Genomic DNA, 15,334 nt, shown 5'->3' on the forward strand with positions numbered 1-15,334 from the left:
TGTTTCGCGTCGAAAAGTCCCCAGGTCTTACCTTCAGTCGCCGACAAACCAGCGGTAATACGGATTGCCGCCGTCGCCGCGCATTACTTCGCGGATGTCCCTGGCCCAGGCGTCCCGGTCACCGTCATAGGCGTGCAAGCTTGCGCGGTAGAACTGCATCAGCCGCTGCTGATGGACGTTCATGCGCTCGATAAACCCTGCGTCGGCATTCAACAGCGGCGGTGGCTGACGCAAGTCGAGCAGGGCCGGCAACACGCGACTGATTTCCTTGGCGCGCACCCACGGCGCGTATTCGATGCGCGGTTGATCGTCGGTCACAGGCGGTGCATCGGCGGCGAAACGCTCCAGCCCGGCGCGATCGGTCACCCAGGTTGCCAGCAAGGCGGCGGCCGAGCCGATGCCGACGTCCTGCAGGGTGCTGCGCACAGTGTCCTGCTGGAAGCGCTGGCTGATTTTCCCGGCATCCAGTTCGATCGGCTCCATCGAGCCCACCAGCAGCATTTCGTGGAATTCGCTGGTCCACAACGTCGCGTAGGAGAAGACATCAAGGAAGCTGCGCACCAGCGAGCGCGAATCGTCGATGTTCTGGGTCGGCAACGGCAGCCATTGGGCGACCAGGCCTTTTTTCTCCAGGCGGCTGGTGGCCAACTGGTAGAAGTCCCGCGAATACAGATTCACCACGCCAGCAGCCGAGGGCGGTGGCGGTTCGAGGGTGATCAGGTCGTAAAGCTGCGGGCTGCGCAGCAGTTCCTGACGACCATCACGCAGGCGGACGTCGACTGCCGGATCGGCAGCGGCATTGAAGTTGCCCTTGAACAATGGCGCGGCTTTCACCACCGAAGGCAGCAATTCCGCGACGACGCGATGTTCAAGCCCCGGATAGCGGGTCAGGGCGCCAGCGGTAATGCCCGTGCCAAAACCGATGACCAGCGCCGAGCGTGGTTCGCCGTTATGGATCAGCAGCGGCAACAGGGCCTGGATGCGCATGTAGCGCAGCGATGGCATGGCGTCACCGGTGTTGGAAACGCCTTGGATATACAGGCGCTGGAACATCTTTTGTCCCTTGCCCTGGGTGACCACGGCCACCGTCCCGCCGCGTCCTTCTTCATAGAACGCCAGCGTGCCGTTGCGTGCGCCGGGTAGCAGGTTGGCGAGTTTGCTCACTGGGGTAAATACGGCCACCACAATCGACAACAGGCCGATGGCAATCACGGCCTGACGCCGGCCTTTCTTGACGTGATGACCCTTGCGCACCGCGCAATAGCCAATCCCGGCGGCGACAATCGCCAACAGGCCCAAGGTGCGCACCAACCCAAGCAATGGGATCAGCAGGAATCCGCAGAGCATCACGCCGATAATCCCGCCCAAGGTGTTGAACGCAACCACGGCGCCGACATCCCAACCGACTCGCTCACGGCCGACGCTCAAGCGCAAGGCCAGCGGAAAAGCGGCGCCCAGCAGCAGGGTCGGCACGAACACGATGCTCAGGGCCGCCACGACAAACCGTGCGCTCATGCCCAGTAATTCGCTGCCACCCATGGCCAGCGCAAGGGTTTCGGCCTGGGATTGCAAAAACACCAGCCAGCGCCCGAGAAAAGCGACTTCCAGCAGTGCAATCAGGCCGGCACCGGCAATCAACAAGCCGAACACACCCCATGGATCGCGAATGCGATCAACCCGGCGGGCCAGCAATGCGCTGCCGAGGAACAGCCCGGTAAGGTACGTCGCCAGCACCACGGCAAAGGCATAGGTGCGGGTGCTCATGAATTGCACGATGGACTGTGACCAGACCACTTCGTAACCCAGCGCCACACCGCCGGCGATGGAATACAGCCACAGTGCCAGGCGATCAGGGACTTTCTCTGCCGGATGTTTCACCGGGGTATCGATCGGTGCCAGGCGCTGGCGTTGAAACCACAGCGCACCCGCTGCAGCCAGCAAGTTCAGCATCGCCGCCGCCAGGGCACTGCCGCGCACACCGAGGGTGGCGATCAGTATGAACGCGGCGAGCAGAGTGCCGGCAATCGCCCCGGCGGTGTTCGCGGCATAGAGTTGGCCGCCAGCCTTGCCCGATTGTTGCGGATCAGCGGCCAATGAGCGAACCAGCACCGGCAGGGTGCCGCCCATCAGCAGCGCCGGAATACCGACCAGCACAAACGGCAACACCCACGCTGCCAGGCCGACGTGCTGTTCCAGCCAGGCGAACGGGCTGGCGGCGAGGCTCATGGCGAAGGTCGCACCGACACCCAGCACGGCCACCAACACTTCCAGCCCGGCATACAGCAACACCGGCCGCTGCAAGCGATCCGCCCAACGCCCGAACAGCAAGCCGCCCAAGGCCAGCCCGGCAAAAAACGCACTGATCCCGGTGGTGATCGCATACACCTCGACGCCGACCACCAGCGACAACTGTTTGATCCACAGCACCTGATACACCAGCGCGGCGGCGCCGGAGACGAACAGCAACAGCGCGGGGATCAGCAGCGCCGGGGAAGTGGCGGTATGGGGGGCGGGTAGGGCCGACGACTTGCTGGCGACACGTGAGGACATTGCGGATTGCCTTGTGCAGTGGCTTGAAGATGATCGTTCCCACGCTCTGCGTGGGAATGCCTCATTGGACGCTCCGCGTCCGCTTCGGCAGGTGACGCGGAGCGTCACGGGCTGCATTCCCACGCAGAGCGTGGGAACGATCTAAAAAATAAGGCCGCTCGCCGATAAAGGCGAGCGGCGGTCAAGCGGTCTTACTGTGCAGGCTGGTTTTTCATTTTTTCCGCGATCTTCGCATCCACCGCAGCACGGATCTGGTCAACGCTGAAGCTGGCCGGTTTCTGGCTTGGCGGATACTCGATGAACGTCTGCAGGAACTGCGCAGACTTGGTCACCGCTTGCGCGACCAGGTACACGTTTTTGGTGGCCCAGTCGTAATACTGATCGGACACTATGTCGGCGCGTTCATACGGGTCCATCCGCAGGTTGAAGATTTTGGGTACCCGCAGGCAAACGAACGGTTCGCTCCAGACTTTGAAGCCGCCCGGTGCCCGCTGTTCGCAGAACACGGCTTTCCAGTTGTCGAAACGCATCGACACCAGCACGCCGTCATCGTTGAAGTAGAAGAACTCCTTGCGCTCGCCTTTAGGCTGTTGGCCGGTCAGGTAAGGCAGTTGGTTGTAACCGTCCAGGTGCACTTTGAAGTTGCTGCCGCCCGAGGTGGGCGCCCAGCCTTTGAGCAACTTGTCTTTGACTTCTGCATCGCCAGCCGCCGCGAGCAGGGTCGGGAACCAGTCCATGCCCGAGAACATCTCGTTGGAGACTTCACCGGGCTTGACCTTGCCTGGCCAGCGAATCATCGCCGGCACCCGATAAGCGCCTTCCCAGTTGGAGTTCTTCTCATTGCGGAACGGCGTAGTCGCCGCGTCTGGCCAGGAGAACTGGTTCGGCCCGTTGTCGGTGGTGTAGACGACGATGGTGTTGTCGGTGATTTTCAGGTCATCGAGGGTTTTCAGCAATTTGCCGACGTCGCCGTCGTGCTCCAGCATGCCGTCCGCATACTCGTTGCCGGGCATGCCGCTCTGGCCCTTCATCGATTCGCGCACGTGGGTGAACAAGTGCATGCGGGTGGTGTTCATCCAGACGAAGAACGGTTTGTCCGCCTTGGCCTGTTTCTCGATGAACGCTTGCGCGGCAGCGGTGGTTTCGTCGTCGATGGTTTCCATGCGCTTGGTGGTCAGCGCGCCGGTGTCTTCGATCTTGCCATCGGCGAAGCTGTGAATCACCCCGCGCGGGGAGTTGGCCTTGACGAACTCAGGGTCATCCTTGGGCCAGTACGGGCGCTCGGGTTCTTCCTCGGCGTTGAGGTGGTAGAGGTTGCCGAAGAACTCGTCGAAACCGTGGTTGGTCGGCAGGTATTCGTCCTTGTCGCCCAGGTGGTTCTTGCCGAACTGGCCGGTGGCGTAGCCCTGGGACTTGAGTGCCTGGGCAATGGTGATGTCGCGTTTTTGCAAGCCGACCGTGGCGCCGGGTGCGCCGACTTTCGACAGGCCGGTGCGCAGTGGCGTCTGACCGGTAATGAAGGACGAGCGTCCGGCCGTGCAGCTGTTCTCCGCGTAATAGTCGGTGAACATCATGCCTTCCTTGGCAATCCGGTCGATGTTCGGCGTCTTGTAGCCGACCACGCCCATGGAATAGGCACTGATGTTGGTCTGTCCGATGTCATCGCCGAAGATCACCAGAATGTTGGGTTTTTCAGCGGCCCCGGCTGTTGCCGAAATCGCCATGACCGAGGCTGCCACCAAGGCGAGTTTCGGTAGCCACTTGCGTATGCGAGTCATCTGACTTGCTCCTTTGCTCACTTGCGTCGCTCAAGCGCGACAAACGTTTATTGCAGTCCTGCGTTACGCTTTTTTATTGCACTTGCTCGGGAGTGGCGGCCTCGAACGGATAGACCCGGCGCCACTCGGACGCCATGTCCACGATAGTCCAACCACGGGTTTTTGCTTCGTCCAGGGCCTTGTCCAGGCGTCCGATCTGCGATTGACGGTCATAGGCCCATTCGCGTTTGGCGTCGGTGTGATGCACCAACCCCATGAATCGTTTGCCCGAACCTGCGGCGGTCCACTGCAGCATCTGCAGATCGCCATCGGAGTTGCCGAACGCCAGGATCGGCCGGCGCCCGATCACCGCGTCGATGCTTTCCGGTTTGCCCGGGCCGTCGTCGTTGTGGGCGAGTTTTGGCGTGCGCACGATCGAGGCTTTGCCGTCCTTGAGCTCGAACGCGGTGACAAAAGTGGTGCCGATCACTTGTTCGGGCGCGATGCCGTAAACCTTCTCGGCAAAGGCGCGCATGAACCCGGTGTCGCCTCCGGATACGATGTAGGTCTTGAAGTCCTGACTGCGCAGGTAGTCGAGCATTTCCAGCATCGGCTGGAAGATCATCTCGGTGTACGGCTTGCCGGTTTTGGGATGTCTGGCCTGACTCAGCCAGGTTTTGGCGTAGTCGTCGAAAGCTTCGGTGGTCATGCCGGTGTGGGTAGCCCCGAAGATTTTCATAATGCCTTCCATGCCCGTGGCGGCCAGGGCCTGGTGATCGTTTTCCAGCACGGCTTTGAAGGGCTGGGTGGTTTTCCATTCCGGATGTTGCGGTGCAGTGCGCTTGACCTCATCCAGCGCAAACAGCAACTCGAAGTACATCGGCTGTTCGCTCCACAAGGTGCCGTCATTGTCGAAGACGGCGATGCGGTCCTCGGGTTTGACGAAGTCCTTGCTGGACTGATCGGTGACTGCCTGGACGAACTCGATGATGGTTTTCTTCGATGGTCCGTCGTTCCACGATGGCAAGGGTTCGGCTGCCAGGGCCAGCAGCGGCATGCTCAAGGCCAGCGCAAACAAGAGCTTCAGCCCGTGGCGTTGGCGGATCGATATCGGGTTCGTCATGGGAAGTCCTTCTCGTGTACGGGGTTGAGTGGGCGTAAGGCGTGAACCGTAAGGGACGGTTTGTGTTCGGCCTGACCATGCAGCGTAGACAAGGATTTCTTCAATTGGCGCAGTGCTTGATCTTCGGTGGGTTGCTGGCTGTAACAGGCGCGCAAAAGGTCCTGCAGGCGCGGGCCGAGGTTGCTCAGTTTCAGGCCCCGGCGGCTGCGTCTGGCCCAGAGGTAAAGGGCGCTCAGTTGTGCCGGTTTGCCATTAATCTGCGCCGGGATCTGCCGCCAGGCATAGTCAGCGGATTGCAGCCAGGCGGCGTGCCGTGCGCGGCGTCGGGCTTGTCCGGCAAGGAAGACACGCTGAACAAACGGACGGCCGAACCAGCCGAACAGCACCACGACCAACAGCAGCGTAGACAGCAAGAGCCAGTGCCGGGAAAGATGCACGCGACTTTGCTGGCCAAGGTTTTTCAGGTCTTCCGCAATCGAGAACACTGGTTTGTAAGCGCTGTTGGCCGCGGCGTCGAAGCTCACGGCCGGGACGTGGGCCGTGCGGGTTTGTCGGCTGCTGGCGTCCCACCATTTCAGCTCGATGGCCGGCAGGTTGTAACGACCTTCGGTGTCGATGCGGTAAGTCACGGTGTCGATGCGTTGGCCGCCGCTGAAGTTGCCACGGCCGTCGTCCAGGTTGCTGATTTGCGGGCTCTTGGGGTAACGGCTCAGACCGTTCACATCGCCCATTGACGGTGCCGGCAGCGACATGGCCATGGCATCGTCGGCCTGCATGGTCAGTTGCCGGGTGATGCTGTCGCCGACCTTCAGAGGCGTTGCCGAGTTGACGACTTTTTGCGTGAAGCGCAGACCTTGCGCGACGAGCACCGGTTCACCGGGTTGGAATCCCGGCGGCTGTGCCACGGTGAAGTGCAGTGGCTGGCTTTGGGCGCTCAGGGGGGTGCTGGCCTGGCCAGGCGTGGCGCGAACGGTCAGCGCGGGGATGTCGAAGCCCTGAGCCAGATTCGGCGTGATCCGGTAGCTGTAACGCATGCCGTTGAAGGACTTGCCATCCAGCGTCTGGTTGATGTGCTCGGCATGCCCGTCCGGTGGCAAGACCAGCGCACCCGGCAACTTCAGGTCGGGCAGGGCGGGGGCGTCGGTGAACCAGCTGTCGGTGAGAACATCGAGTTGCAGTTCGAGCATGCCGCCGACCATGACAGAGGTGTCGGGTTGCAGGCGGGTCTGGACTCGCAGTTCGGGTTCTGCGGCGAGAGTGGCCGTGGTGATCAGGCAGAGGAGTAAGGCTGTGAGAGTTGTGGTGAATGACCGAACGTCATCGCGAGCAGGCTCACTCCTACAGGGGATTTGCGGTGTGCGCAGATTCAGTGTGGGAGCCAGCCTGCTGGCGATGGCCACAACTCGGTTCATGGTCTGTTCCCCACCTGATCCTGCAAACTGAATTTCTGCTTCAAGAACTTCGCCGGCGAAGTGCTGAGATTCTGCAACCACTGCTCATCCGAAGCCGCCTGCTCGGTCTCGACCGCTTTGCTCTGCCCCTTGCCCGGCGCCTTGTCCATTTTTATTTCGTCCGGTTTGACCTCGGGCGTGTTCTGTTCGGCGCTTTCAGTGTCCTTCTGCAAGGCAATCGCCAACGCCAGATTGGCCGTGGCTTCCGGGAACTGCGGCTGCAACTTCAACGCTTGCTGATACGCCGCAATGGCCTGATCAAACTTGAAGCGGCGCACGTAAATATTGCCCAGATAGAAGTACGCCTGCGGCGTTTCCAGTCGCGCAAAACTGGCCAGCGCCACGTCGAAATCGGCCGCGTTGTAGGCGGCGATGCCCTTCCAGTACGGGTCGACAAAATGCGCGGCGGCCTGTGGGAAGTGCTCGTGTTCGAAGGCCCAGCGACCTTGCTGGTCGGGGGTAAAAAACGCTTCGGTCAACGCGTTGGCCTCGGCCGGTGCCGGTTGAAAGCCGATGCCCAGCGCCAGCAATAACCCGGCCATCCAGTTCAGGCTCCAGCCCTTGCGCACGCCAAGGAAGGCGAGCAGCAGCAACGGCCAGCACAGCCAGTAACCGGCGTCTTTCCAGTGCAATTCGCGCTGTTCATCGCTGGTACTCTGGAAATGCTGCTGGGCGTGCAACTCGACCCATTGCAGATCGTCGTCATTGAGGGTCAGGCTGCCCAACGGCGCATCCACTGCTGAAGCAAGCTGCTTGAGCGCGCCCTGGTCGAAGCTGCCGAGCGCGGGGCGACCGTTGTTGTCGGTGCGCGGCTGGCCATTGGCGTCGCGGATGATCCCGCCGTCCTCGCTGCCGACGGCCAGTATCAGCACTTGCAGCGCGCTGTCGTCGAGTTGCTTGTCCAATCCGGTGAGTTGTGAAGTGTCGGCACCGTCAGTGATCAACAACAGCGTCCCTGGAGTTTTCTCGGCGACCAGCAGGCGTTTGGCTTGTTCGATGACCGCACCCACGTTTTTCCCCTGTTTGGCGATCAGGTCGGTGCTCAATGCCTGGATGAAGGTGTCGAGCAGGGCCGGGTCGTCGGTCGGCGGCAACACCAGATGCGCGCTGCCGGCGTAGGCGATCAAGCCGCTGCGGGCACCGGCACTGCGCTGGATCAGGTCGTGCAGCTTGTGTTTGGCCGCTTCCAGCCGGCTCGGTGGAACGTCTCTGGCGTCCATTGAAGGCGAGAGGTCGATGGCGATGATCAGCGGCGCACGGTTTTCCAGGAAGTCCGGGCGGTCCTGTTCCCAGGTCGGGCCGGCCGCCGCGAGGGCGCCCAGAATCAACACCGCGCACACCAGATGCACCGGCCGAAAGCGCTGTTGATCCTGCGGCGTGATCAGCAAATGCGGCAACAGGTGTTCGGCGATGTTGCTGCGCAAGCGTCGTTGCAGGTCGCGGCTGCGCCGCCAAAGCATCGGCAGCAACGCGGCGAAGGGCACCAGCAACAGCCACAGTGGACGCAGGAAATGGAAGTCACTGAGATTGATCTCCATCTCAAGCCTCCTGCCGCTGACGCGCGAGTGTCAGGTGCGGACGGAGCAGGGCGCCCAAATGGTAGAGCGCAAGCACACCGATGGCGGCCCCAACCGGCCACCAGAACAGGTCCTTTTTCGGCTGATGGCTGAGGGTTTTCACCTGATGCGGGGTGAGCTTGTCGAGCGTGCTGTAGACCTGATCCAGCGCAGTACGGTCTTCAGCGCGGAAGAACTGGCCGCCGGTGGCGTCGGCGATCTGCTGCAAGCCCTGCAGGTTGACCTTGGCTTCGCCCTCCGCGGTCGGGTCGCCGATGCCGATGGTGTGAATCACCACGCCTTTGGCGGCGGCCATGGTCGCCGCGTGATCCGGGGTGATCGCGCTGCTGGTGTCATTGCCATCGGTGAGCAGGACCAGCACTTTTTCTTGTTCGTGGGCCTGATCGAGCAGCTTCAGGCTCAGGCCAATGGCATCGCCAATCGCCGTGTTGGGGCCGGCCATGCCGATGCCGGTGTCGTCGAGCAACAGCGACAGGCTGGCGTGATCCAGCGTCAGCGGCGCCTGGGGATACGCGCCGCTGCCAAACACGATCAGGCCCAGGCGATCTTCTTTGCGTTTGTCGATAAAGCCATGCACCACTTCCTTGACCGCCGCCAGACGATTGATCTTCTGGCCATTGGCGTCGGTGAAATCGGTGGTTTCCATCGATTGGGAAATGTCGATGGCCAGCATCAGGTCGCGCACCGGTTGCTGGCGTTCGATCGGTTTTTCGACGAACACCGGGCGCGCGGCGGCCAGCAGCATTAGCGCCCACACCAGCAGATTGAGGGCCAGCTGCCAGCGATTGCTGCGGGTCCCGGCCTGGCTTGGCGCCTGACCGACCGCGCGGCTCATGGCGCCGAAAAACGGCACACGCACGGCGCTGCGGGCTTCGCGGTAATCGGGCAGGTAGCGGTAGCCCAACCACGGCAGCGGCAAAAGGATCAGCAGCCAGGGGTAATCAAGCTGCCACATGATGATGCTCGAACCAGTGTTTGCAGGTATCGAACAGTTGCTGGCGTTTATCGCCGGGCAAGGCCAGCAATGCCGCATCGGGCGCATAGGCCAGTTGCGCCAGTTGCTGACTGAAATCGGCGGGCAACGGCTGCGAACTGTGCTGCGCCAGAAACGCCTGCCAATCCTCACCCCCAAGCGCCCCCACCCTCTGTAGGAGCGAGGCTTGCCCGCGAAGAACGATAACGCGGTCTCTCTGTGGGACCGCGGTGTCTGGTTCGCGGGCAAGCCTCGCTCCTACAGGGACGGGAATCGACAGGGCCACGCGTTTTAGCAATTCCGGGAGTTCGCGCAGTGCTTGCAGTTGATCGTTGCTGGCTCGCAATTGAGCAAGACGCACCAACGCCTCCCGCCGATACCGATCCCGCCGCCATTGCCAATACCGCCGCGCACCGACCAGCAACACGGCAATCACCAACACCCCGAGCAACACCCACCATCCCCACGTCTGCGGCGCATAACTGACCGGCGCCGGCAAACCGATCTCTTTCAACTGTTCGATACTTGGGATATTCGGGTTCATCGCCGACCTCTGCCGAGTTCGGTGCGCAATTGTTCCTGGGCATCGGTTGCGGTGCTGAACATCATCAGCGGCACCTGGCTGCGGCGCAGCAGGGTGGCGACATCCTTGAGCCGACCGCTGAGAAAATCACCCAACGGCTGATGAACGCTGCGTTGTTCGACGGCCAGTTCCACCTGCAACTGGCCCTGGGTAATCAGCAAACGCCCGTTCTTTGGCAGGTTCAGCGCCAATGGGTCGTACACCTGCATGGCGACCACGTCGTTGTGCGCGGCCAATTGGCGCATCAACTTCAACGTGCGCTCACCGGCACCGGCAAAGTCGCTGATGATACAAATCAGATGATCGTGCCCGGCCACTGCCAGGCAATGCTGCAACACCTTGTCGAGCTGGTCTTCGCCTTCGGCGTCCGGGTTGGCGGCGTTGAGTTGCTGATTCTGCTCGGCAATCCGGCTGCACAAGGCTTCGATGCGTTTACGGCTGCGCAGCGGGGCGATGCTGTCGATGCGTTGATCGTTGAACACCAGGCCACCGACCCGATCCCCGGCGTTGAACACCATCCACGCCGCCAGTGCGCCAAGCTCCGCCGCGATGGCCGATTTGAAGCTGCGTTGCGAGCCGAAGAACATCGACATGCGCTGGTCCACCAGAATCAAGGCCGGGCGGTCGCGCTCTTCGGTAAACGTGCGCACCACCGGTTTGCCGGTGCGCAGCGAGGCGCGCCAGTCCAGATGACGCAGATCGTCCCCCGGCTGATAGCGACGCAGTTCATCAAAGTTCAAACCCCGGCCGCGCAGGCGCGACGCATGATTGCCGGCCAGAATGCTGCCCTGCGGCTGACGCGCCACAAAACTCAGGTCACGGGCCTTGAACTCCAGGGCCATCAACTGCGCCAGAGAGACATAGACCAGACCGTCCGCATTCATGCGGGAATCGCCACTTTGTCGAGCAGGCGATCAAGCACCTGATCAGCCGTCACACCGTCTGCCACCGCGTCATAGCTCAGCTGCAAACGATGACGCAGCACGGGGTGCACCACCGTGCGGACGTTATCGGGCGACACGAAATCCTGCCCCTGCAACCAGGCATCGGCTCGGGCGCAACGGTCCAGGCCGATCCCGCCCCGGGGACTGGCGCCGATGGCGATCCAGCGGCCCAGGTCGGCGTCGTAGTCAGCGGGATGGCGGGTGGCGTTGATCAGGTCGATCAGGTAACGGTCGATGGCCGGGGACACGTGAATGGCGCTGACTTCTCGACGCGCCGCGAAGATCACGTCTTGAGACAGCGCAAAACCCTGCACCGCCGCGGTCTTGGCGCCCAACGCAAATTCTTCTTCGCGCAACAGCCGCAGCACCTGGCTCTCGTTTTCGGCACTGGGGTAATCGAGCAAAACCTTCATCAGAAAGCGGTCCATCTGCGCTTCGGGCAACGGATACGTGCCTTCCTGTTCGATCGGGTTTTGCGTCGCCACCACAATGAACAGCTCCGGCAGCACGTGGCTGTTGCCGGCCACGGTGATCTGGCGTTCTTCCATCGCCTCCAGCAACGCCGCCTGCACCTTGGCCGGCGCGCGGTTGATTTCATCCGCCAGAATCAGGTTGCCGAACAGCGGGCCGGGCTGGAACTGGATCTCGTTCTTGCCATCGATCTGGTGCAAGACCTCGGCGCCGGTGATGTCCGACGGCAACAGGTCGGGGGTGAACTGGATACGGCTCATCTTCGCGTCCAGGTGTTTGGCCAGCGCCTTGACCGTGCGGGTCTTGGCCAGCCCCGGCAGGCTTTCGAGCAACAAATGCCCGTTGGCCAGCAAGCCGAGGATAATCTGCCGGATTACTTGGTCCTGGCCGAGCACCGCTTCGGCGATGCTGGCTTGCAGGGCGTTGAGGTCATTGAGTGCGGTCATGAGAATCCCTGGCTCAAAACATGAAAGTCGGAATGACGGGGATGAACGACAAGCGGAAATTCCAGCGGCTGCTGATCAGGTCGTCCGGGTGGATCGCCGAGTACTGAATCTCCCCGGAGATCCGTACCGGCAGCTTGCCGAAGTTGAAAATCCGCCCGGCGCCGATACCGATGGGGAAGGTCACCTTGTTGCCGCCTTCGGCCTTCCAGTTGACCGTGACGTTAGGCGTCATGCCGACGCGCCATTGTTCGGGGCCGGGAATGTTGCGCTGGATGAAGTACTGGATGTTGGTCAGGCTGACATCCTTGCGCTGACTGTCGCCACCGACCGACCACCAATGCTGCGGGAACAGGCCCAGGGTCCAGTCTTCGCCCAGATACGCCGCGACAAACGCGGGACCGAGCGAGTACTTGCCGGTGCCCAGGACGTCTTCTTCGGCGGTGGGAAACATCGCGGTTGGCCCGAACCCCCAGACCATCTTGCCGCCACCGGCGAAGCGGATCGGTTGTTTGGGCGAGAACACGCCGACGTAGGCCAGGTCGCCAAAACCACTGGTGCGGTCGAACGGGTCCTGCACCACCGAAGCGAAATCGCTGCGCTCGCTCAAAATGTCGTTGGGGCCCATACCGATCAGGTTGCCGGCCCGGTGATTGACCGGCGCGCTGACGTAGCTGATGGGCAGGCGGTTGATCAGGTTCCAGTCCTCGCCGAGGGAAATCGGGAAGGTCGGCATGAAGCTGTATTTGCCCAGCATGCGCGTGCCGTTGCTGTTCGGACCTTTGAGCGCGGTGTAGTCAAACTGGTTGAACAGCAGCACCAGATTGCCCACTGGGTTATCCATCAGCTTGGCAATCTGTTCCGTGGACGGATCGCAACCGGCCGCCACGACCTTTTTCAAGTCGATGTCGAAGTCCTGTTGCAGCCGATGGCAAGTCTCGGGGTCACCTTTGGCTGCCGCATGCGAGGGTGTCGTGCCGAGGGCGGGCAAGTCACCGCTGGCGCAGGCGAAACCGCTGAACAACACGCTGCATAAAGTCAGTCTGGAACCCATCGCCATCCCTGGTCACTCCTCAGAAAAACGCCAACGTCAGGTTAACGGCCACACCGTTGCCTTCCGGGCGGTTCTTGGTGTCGAACTCCGGTACCCAACGCGCGCTGACGCTGGCCTGGGCATCGTTGAACTTGCCGGCCCAGCCAATCACCGGACCGGCACCGACAGAGCGACTGCGAAAGCCATTCAGCGAGTCCGCGGTCTGGCCTTTGTCGTCGGTGACCTGCTGGACATAACCGCCGACCAGGCCCGCGCTCCAGCCATTGCCGAAACCGTGGGTCCACATCGCATCGAGGGTGAAAATGTTGCCGTTGCGATAATCCGTGGCGTCGTTCTCGGTGTAGAACTCCAGGCCACTCGACAGGGTGAACTCGCCACCTTTGCCATCAAGATGGGTGAACGCCACGGTGGGCATGAAGGTGTACGTGTTCTGGCCGGGGTTGGCCAGGCGATCGTCGTTGTAGGCGCCGGTCGGCACGTAGATCGGCAGGGAAAACGAGAGGTGGTTGACCTCGTCGAAGTGGTAGCCGGCGGCGATCGGCGTGATCAGCATGTCGGCAAACTGCGTACCGGTATCTCCGGTGCCCAGCGTCCGCCCACGCGGACCGGTAATCGAAATGTTGATGTCGGTGTATTGCACCGGCACGCCGATGGCCGAGGCATAGTTCCAGCGTCCCTTGCCGGTGTCCCAGACATGGGTGAAGTTGGCCATGGTGTAGGAGACTTTCATGTCCAGGTCGGCACCGATCTCACCGACAATCGGCACACCCTTGCTGCCCTTGAGATCGCCGTCATACCAGATGCTGGTAAAGGACATGACCCAGCCCGGTTCCGGCGGCACGATCCCGGCATTGGAAAACACCTGTTGCCCGGTGATCGGGCGCCCGACACCGCCCTCGGCCGCGAAACCCAAGGGGCTTGCGCCGATCACGCACAGGGCCAGTAAGGGACGCGCTACAAATGGCCTGACCATGACTGACTCCGCTTACTGTTTTTGTGAGTTGACGGGAGTCAGCAGCGGCATTTTCCACTGGCCGCTGGTGACTTCCGGTTTCGGCAGGTAGAGGCGCAAGATCCCATAGAACGGGCCGTTCGGTGCTGGCAGCCAGTTGCTTTGCAAGTCCTTGGCCGGTGCCTTGTCCTGCACGTAAAGGGTCAGTCCACCGTCGGCGTCGAGCTTGAGGTCGGGCAACATCCGCGAGTTGATCAGGTAGCGATTCAGCGGGTTAGCCACCAGCAGCTTGTTTTTGCCGTCATACATCGTCAGCGACCAGAACGCATCGGCGGGGGGCAGGGCGCCTTTGTCGAAATGCAGGGTGTAATCGTGTTTCGAGGCGTCGACCGGCTGGCCGTCCTTGTCGACGAAATAACCGATGTAATTCGCCTCTTCGGCCGAGTTGCCGAAAATTCCCATGTTGGCGCCGGCGTAGCGGTACAGGTAATTGCCCTTGAGGTGATCGCGCGTGCCGAAGAGGTCGCCGCTGGAGACCTGGTGGGTATCGACCTGGTCTTTTTTGAACCGTGCGAATTCGGCCTTGGCATCGCTGATGCCGTCTTCAAGTGCCTGGCGCTGTTCGGCAGTGAACTCATGGAGTTTGAAAGGCTTGCCAGCCTCGATGCCGATTTTCTTCAAGCGCGCAAGCAGGTCCTTTTCCGCGTCCTGCGCTGGGGCGAACGCCAGCATGAAGTTCAGGTAGCGGAACAGGTCAGGGGTATCGCTCATGGTCGGCGTGGGTTTCGGCCAGGCGATCTTCGGCGCCTTTGGCGGGGCCTTCTGTTTGACGTAGTGGCTCAGCGTCTCGACCTTGTAGCCTTTCTGGATTTCCTTGACCTTGCCCAGATCCTTTTCATCAAACAGCTGCGTGCGATACAGGGCGTAGGCGATGTTGGTTTCGCTGCGCAGCAGTCGGTCGATGTCCACCGGTTGCTGACCCTGCCAGTTAGGGCCTGCGACCATGAAATGCCCGCCGTTGTTGCCCGTACTGCGGGTGCCCAGGTACGCAAAATTCTGCGTAAAGGCGTCAATCAATTGCACGGAGTAGTAACGGTGCTCATCGATGGGCGGCAAGGTCAGCACCACCGGTTCGGCGCGCAGGTCCATCCAGACGAACGAGTAGGGCGTGTCCGCGTTCGGTGTGACGAATGCGGTGTCCTTGGCGGTGAAAGCCTTCGCGGTGTTGCCGATCCGGTTGAACGGTGCCTTGAAGTTTGCACTCTTTTTGTCGACGGCCTGGGTGTAGAGGGTTTTGTACATTTCCACCACCGGGAAACCATACAGGTACGCCTCCTTGGCGATGCCTCGAGCTTCCTCGGGTGTGGCGGTGAAGTCGGCCCAGGCGCTGGTACTCAGGGCGAGCGAGAGAGCGGTGAGCAACAGACGGTTATTCATAAAACTTCCTTATTGAATC

12 protein-coding genes are annotated in these 15,334 nt (G+C 61.6%); all 12 read right to left on the bottom strand.

Annotated features, from left to right (window positions below; translation table 11 throughout):
- Positions 1–33 precede the first annotated feature (33 nt).
- Positions 34–2,550 carry a fused MFS/spermidine synthase gene (locus ACYZTM_RS28865; RefSeq protein ID WP_461986056.1) on the bottom strand — a complete coding sequence of 839 codons (2,517 nt, stop codon included), beginning with the start codon at positions 2,548–2,550 and terminating at the stop codon, positions 34–36.
- A gap of 191 nt (positions 2,551–2,741) precedes the next feature.
- Complete coding sequence (locus ACYZTM_RS28870) at positions 2,742–4,328, bottom strand: arylsulfatase (RefSeq protein ID WP_461986058.1); 1,587 nt, start codon at positions 4,326–4,328, stop codon at positions 2,742–2,744.
- A gap of 73 nt (positions 4,329–4,401) precedes the next feature.
- Positions 4,402–5,430: an HAD family hydrolase gene (locus ACYZTM_RS28875; protein ID WP_461986060.1), complete on the bottom strand. Its 1,029-nt coding sequence runs from the start codon at positions 5,428–5,430 to the stop codon at positions 4,402–4,404.
- Positions 5,427–6,842 carry a hypothetical protein gene (locus tag ACYZTM_RS28880; protein ID WP_461986062.1) on the bottom strand — a complete coding sequence of 472 codons (1,416 nt, stop codon included), beginning with the start codon at positions 6,840–6,842 and terminating at the stop codon, positions 5,427–5,429. The genes ACYZTM_RS28875 and ACYZTM_RS28880 overlap by 4 nt, the downstream gene beginning before the upstream one ends.
- Positions 6,839–8,419 carry a vWA domain-containing protein gene (locus ACYZTM_RS28885; RefSeq protein ID WP_461986064.1) on the bottom strand — a complete coding sequence of 527 codons (1,581 nt, stop codon included), beginning with the start codon at positions 8,417–8,419 and terminating at the stop codon, positions 6,839–6,841. Before ACYZTM_RS28885 ends, ACYZTM_RS28880 begins: the two co-directional genes overlap by 4 nt.
- Before the next feature lies 1 nt (position 8,420).
- Positions 8,421–9,413: a vWA domain-containing protein gene (locus tag ACYZTM_RS28890; protein WP_461986066.1), complete on the bottom strand. Its 993-nt coding sequence runs from the start codon at positions 9,411–9,413 to the stop codon at positions 8,421–8,423.
- Entirely contained in the window at positions 9,400–9,975 is a 576-nt protein-coding gene (locus tag ACYZTM_RS28895) for a DUF4381 domain-containing protein (protein WP_461986068.1), read from the bottom strand. Before ACYZTM_RS28895 ends, ACYZTM_RS28890 begins: the two co-directional genes overlap by 14 nt.
- Positions 9,972–10,898 (bottom strand): DUF58 domain-containing protein, encoded by a 927-nt coding sequence (locus ACYZTM_RS28900; protein ID WP_131061919.1) that lies wholly within the window; start codon positions 10,896–10,898, stop codon positions 9,972–9,974. The genes ACYZTM_RS28895 and ACYZTM_RS28900 overlap by 4 nt, the downstream gene beginning before the upstream one ends.
- Positions 10,895–11,875, bottom strand: coding sequence for an AAA family ATPase (locus tag ACYZTM_RS28905; RefSeq protein WP_131061918.1), 981 nt, complete (start codon positions 11,873–11,875; stop codon positions 10,895–10,897). The genes ACYZTM_RS28900 and ACYZTM_RS28905 overlap by 4 nt, the downstream gene beginning before the upstream one ends.
- 13 nt (positions 11,876–11,888) lie before the next feature.
- Positions 11,889–12,926, bottom strand: coding sequence for a hypothetical protein (locus ACYZTM_RS28910; protein ID WP_461986071.1), 1,038 nt, complete (start codon positions 12,924–12,926; stop codon positions 11,889–11,891).
- Positions 12,927–12,945: 19 nt separating this feature from the next.
- Entirely contained in the window at positions 12,946–13,899 is a 954-nt protein-coding gene (locus ACYZTM_RS28915; RefSeq protein ID WP_461986073.1) for a SphA family protein, read from the bottom strand.
- Between the two features lie 12 nt (positions 13,900–13,911).
- The gene (locus tag ACYZTM_RS28920; RefSeq protein ID WP_461986075.1) at positions 13,912–15,315 is read right to left on the bottom strand and encodes a DUF1254 domain-containing protein; all 1,404 of its coding nucleotides are present in this window, start codon (positions 15,313–15,315) and stop codon (positions 13,912–13,914) included.
- Positions 15,316–15,334: the final 19 nt, after the last annotated feature.

The organism is Pseudomonas sp. MDT2-39-1, assembly GCF_054898085.1.

Coding starts and splice junctions, on each gene's coding strand:
- ACYZTM_RS28910 (WP_461986071.1), bottom strand. CDS start 12,926: ATGGGTTCCAGACTGACTTTATGCAGCGTGTTGTTCAGCGGTTTCGCC.
- ACYZTM_RS28870 (WP_461986058.1), bottom strand. CDS start 4,328: ATGACTCGCATACGCAAGTGGCTACCGAAACTCGCCTTGGTGGCAGCC.
- ACYZTM_RS28920 (WP_461986075.1), bottom strand. CDS start 15,315: ATGAATAACCGTCTGTTGCTCACCGCTCTCTCGCTCGCCCTGAGTACC.
- ACYZTM_RS28900 (WP_131061919.1), bottom strand. CDS start 10,898: ATGAATGCGGACGGTCTGGTCTATGTCTCTCTGGCGCAGTTGATGGCC.
- ACYZTM_RS28905 (WP_131061918.1), bottom strand. CDS start 11,875: ATGACCGCACTCAATGACCTCAACGCCCTGCAAGCCAGCATCGCCGAA.
- ACYZTM_RS28880 (WP_461986062.1), bottom strand. CDS start 6,842: ATGAACCGAGTTGTGGCCATCGCCAGCAGGCTGGCTCCCACACTGAAT.
- ACYZTM_RS28875 (WP_461986060.1), bottom strand. CDS start 5,430: ATGACGAACCCGATATCGATCCGCCAACGCCACGGGCTGAAGCTCTTG.
- ACYZTM_RS28890 (WP_461986066.1), bottom strand. CDS start 9,413: ATGTGGCAGCTTGATTACCCCTGGCTGCTGATCCTTTTGCCGCTGCCG.
- ACYZTM_RS28885 (WP_461986064.1), bottom strand. CDS start 8,419: ATGGAGATCAATCTCAGTGACTTCCATTTCCTGCGTCCACTGTGGCTG.
- ACYZTM_RS28865 (WP_461986056.1), bottom strand. CDS start 2,550: ATGTCCTCACGTGTCGCCAGCAAGTCGTCGGCCCTACCCGCCCCCCAT.
- ACYZTM_RS28915 (WP_461986073.1), bottom strand. CDS start 13,899: ATGGTCAGGCCATTTGTAGCGCGTCCCTTACTGGCCCTGTGCGTGATC.
- ACYZTM_RS28895 (WP_461986068.1), bottom strand. CDS start 9,975: ATGAACCCGAATATCCCAAGTATCGAACAGTTGAAAGAGATCGGTTTG.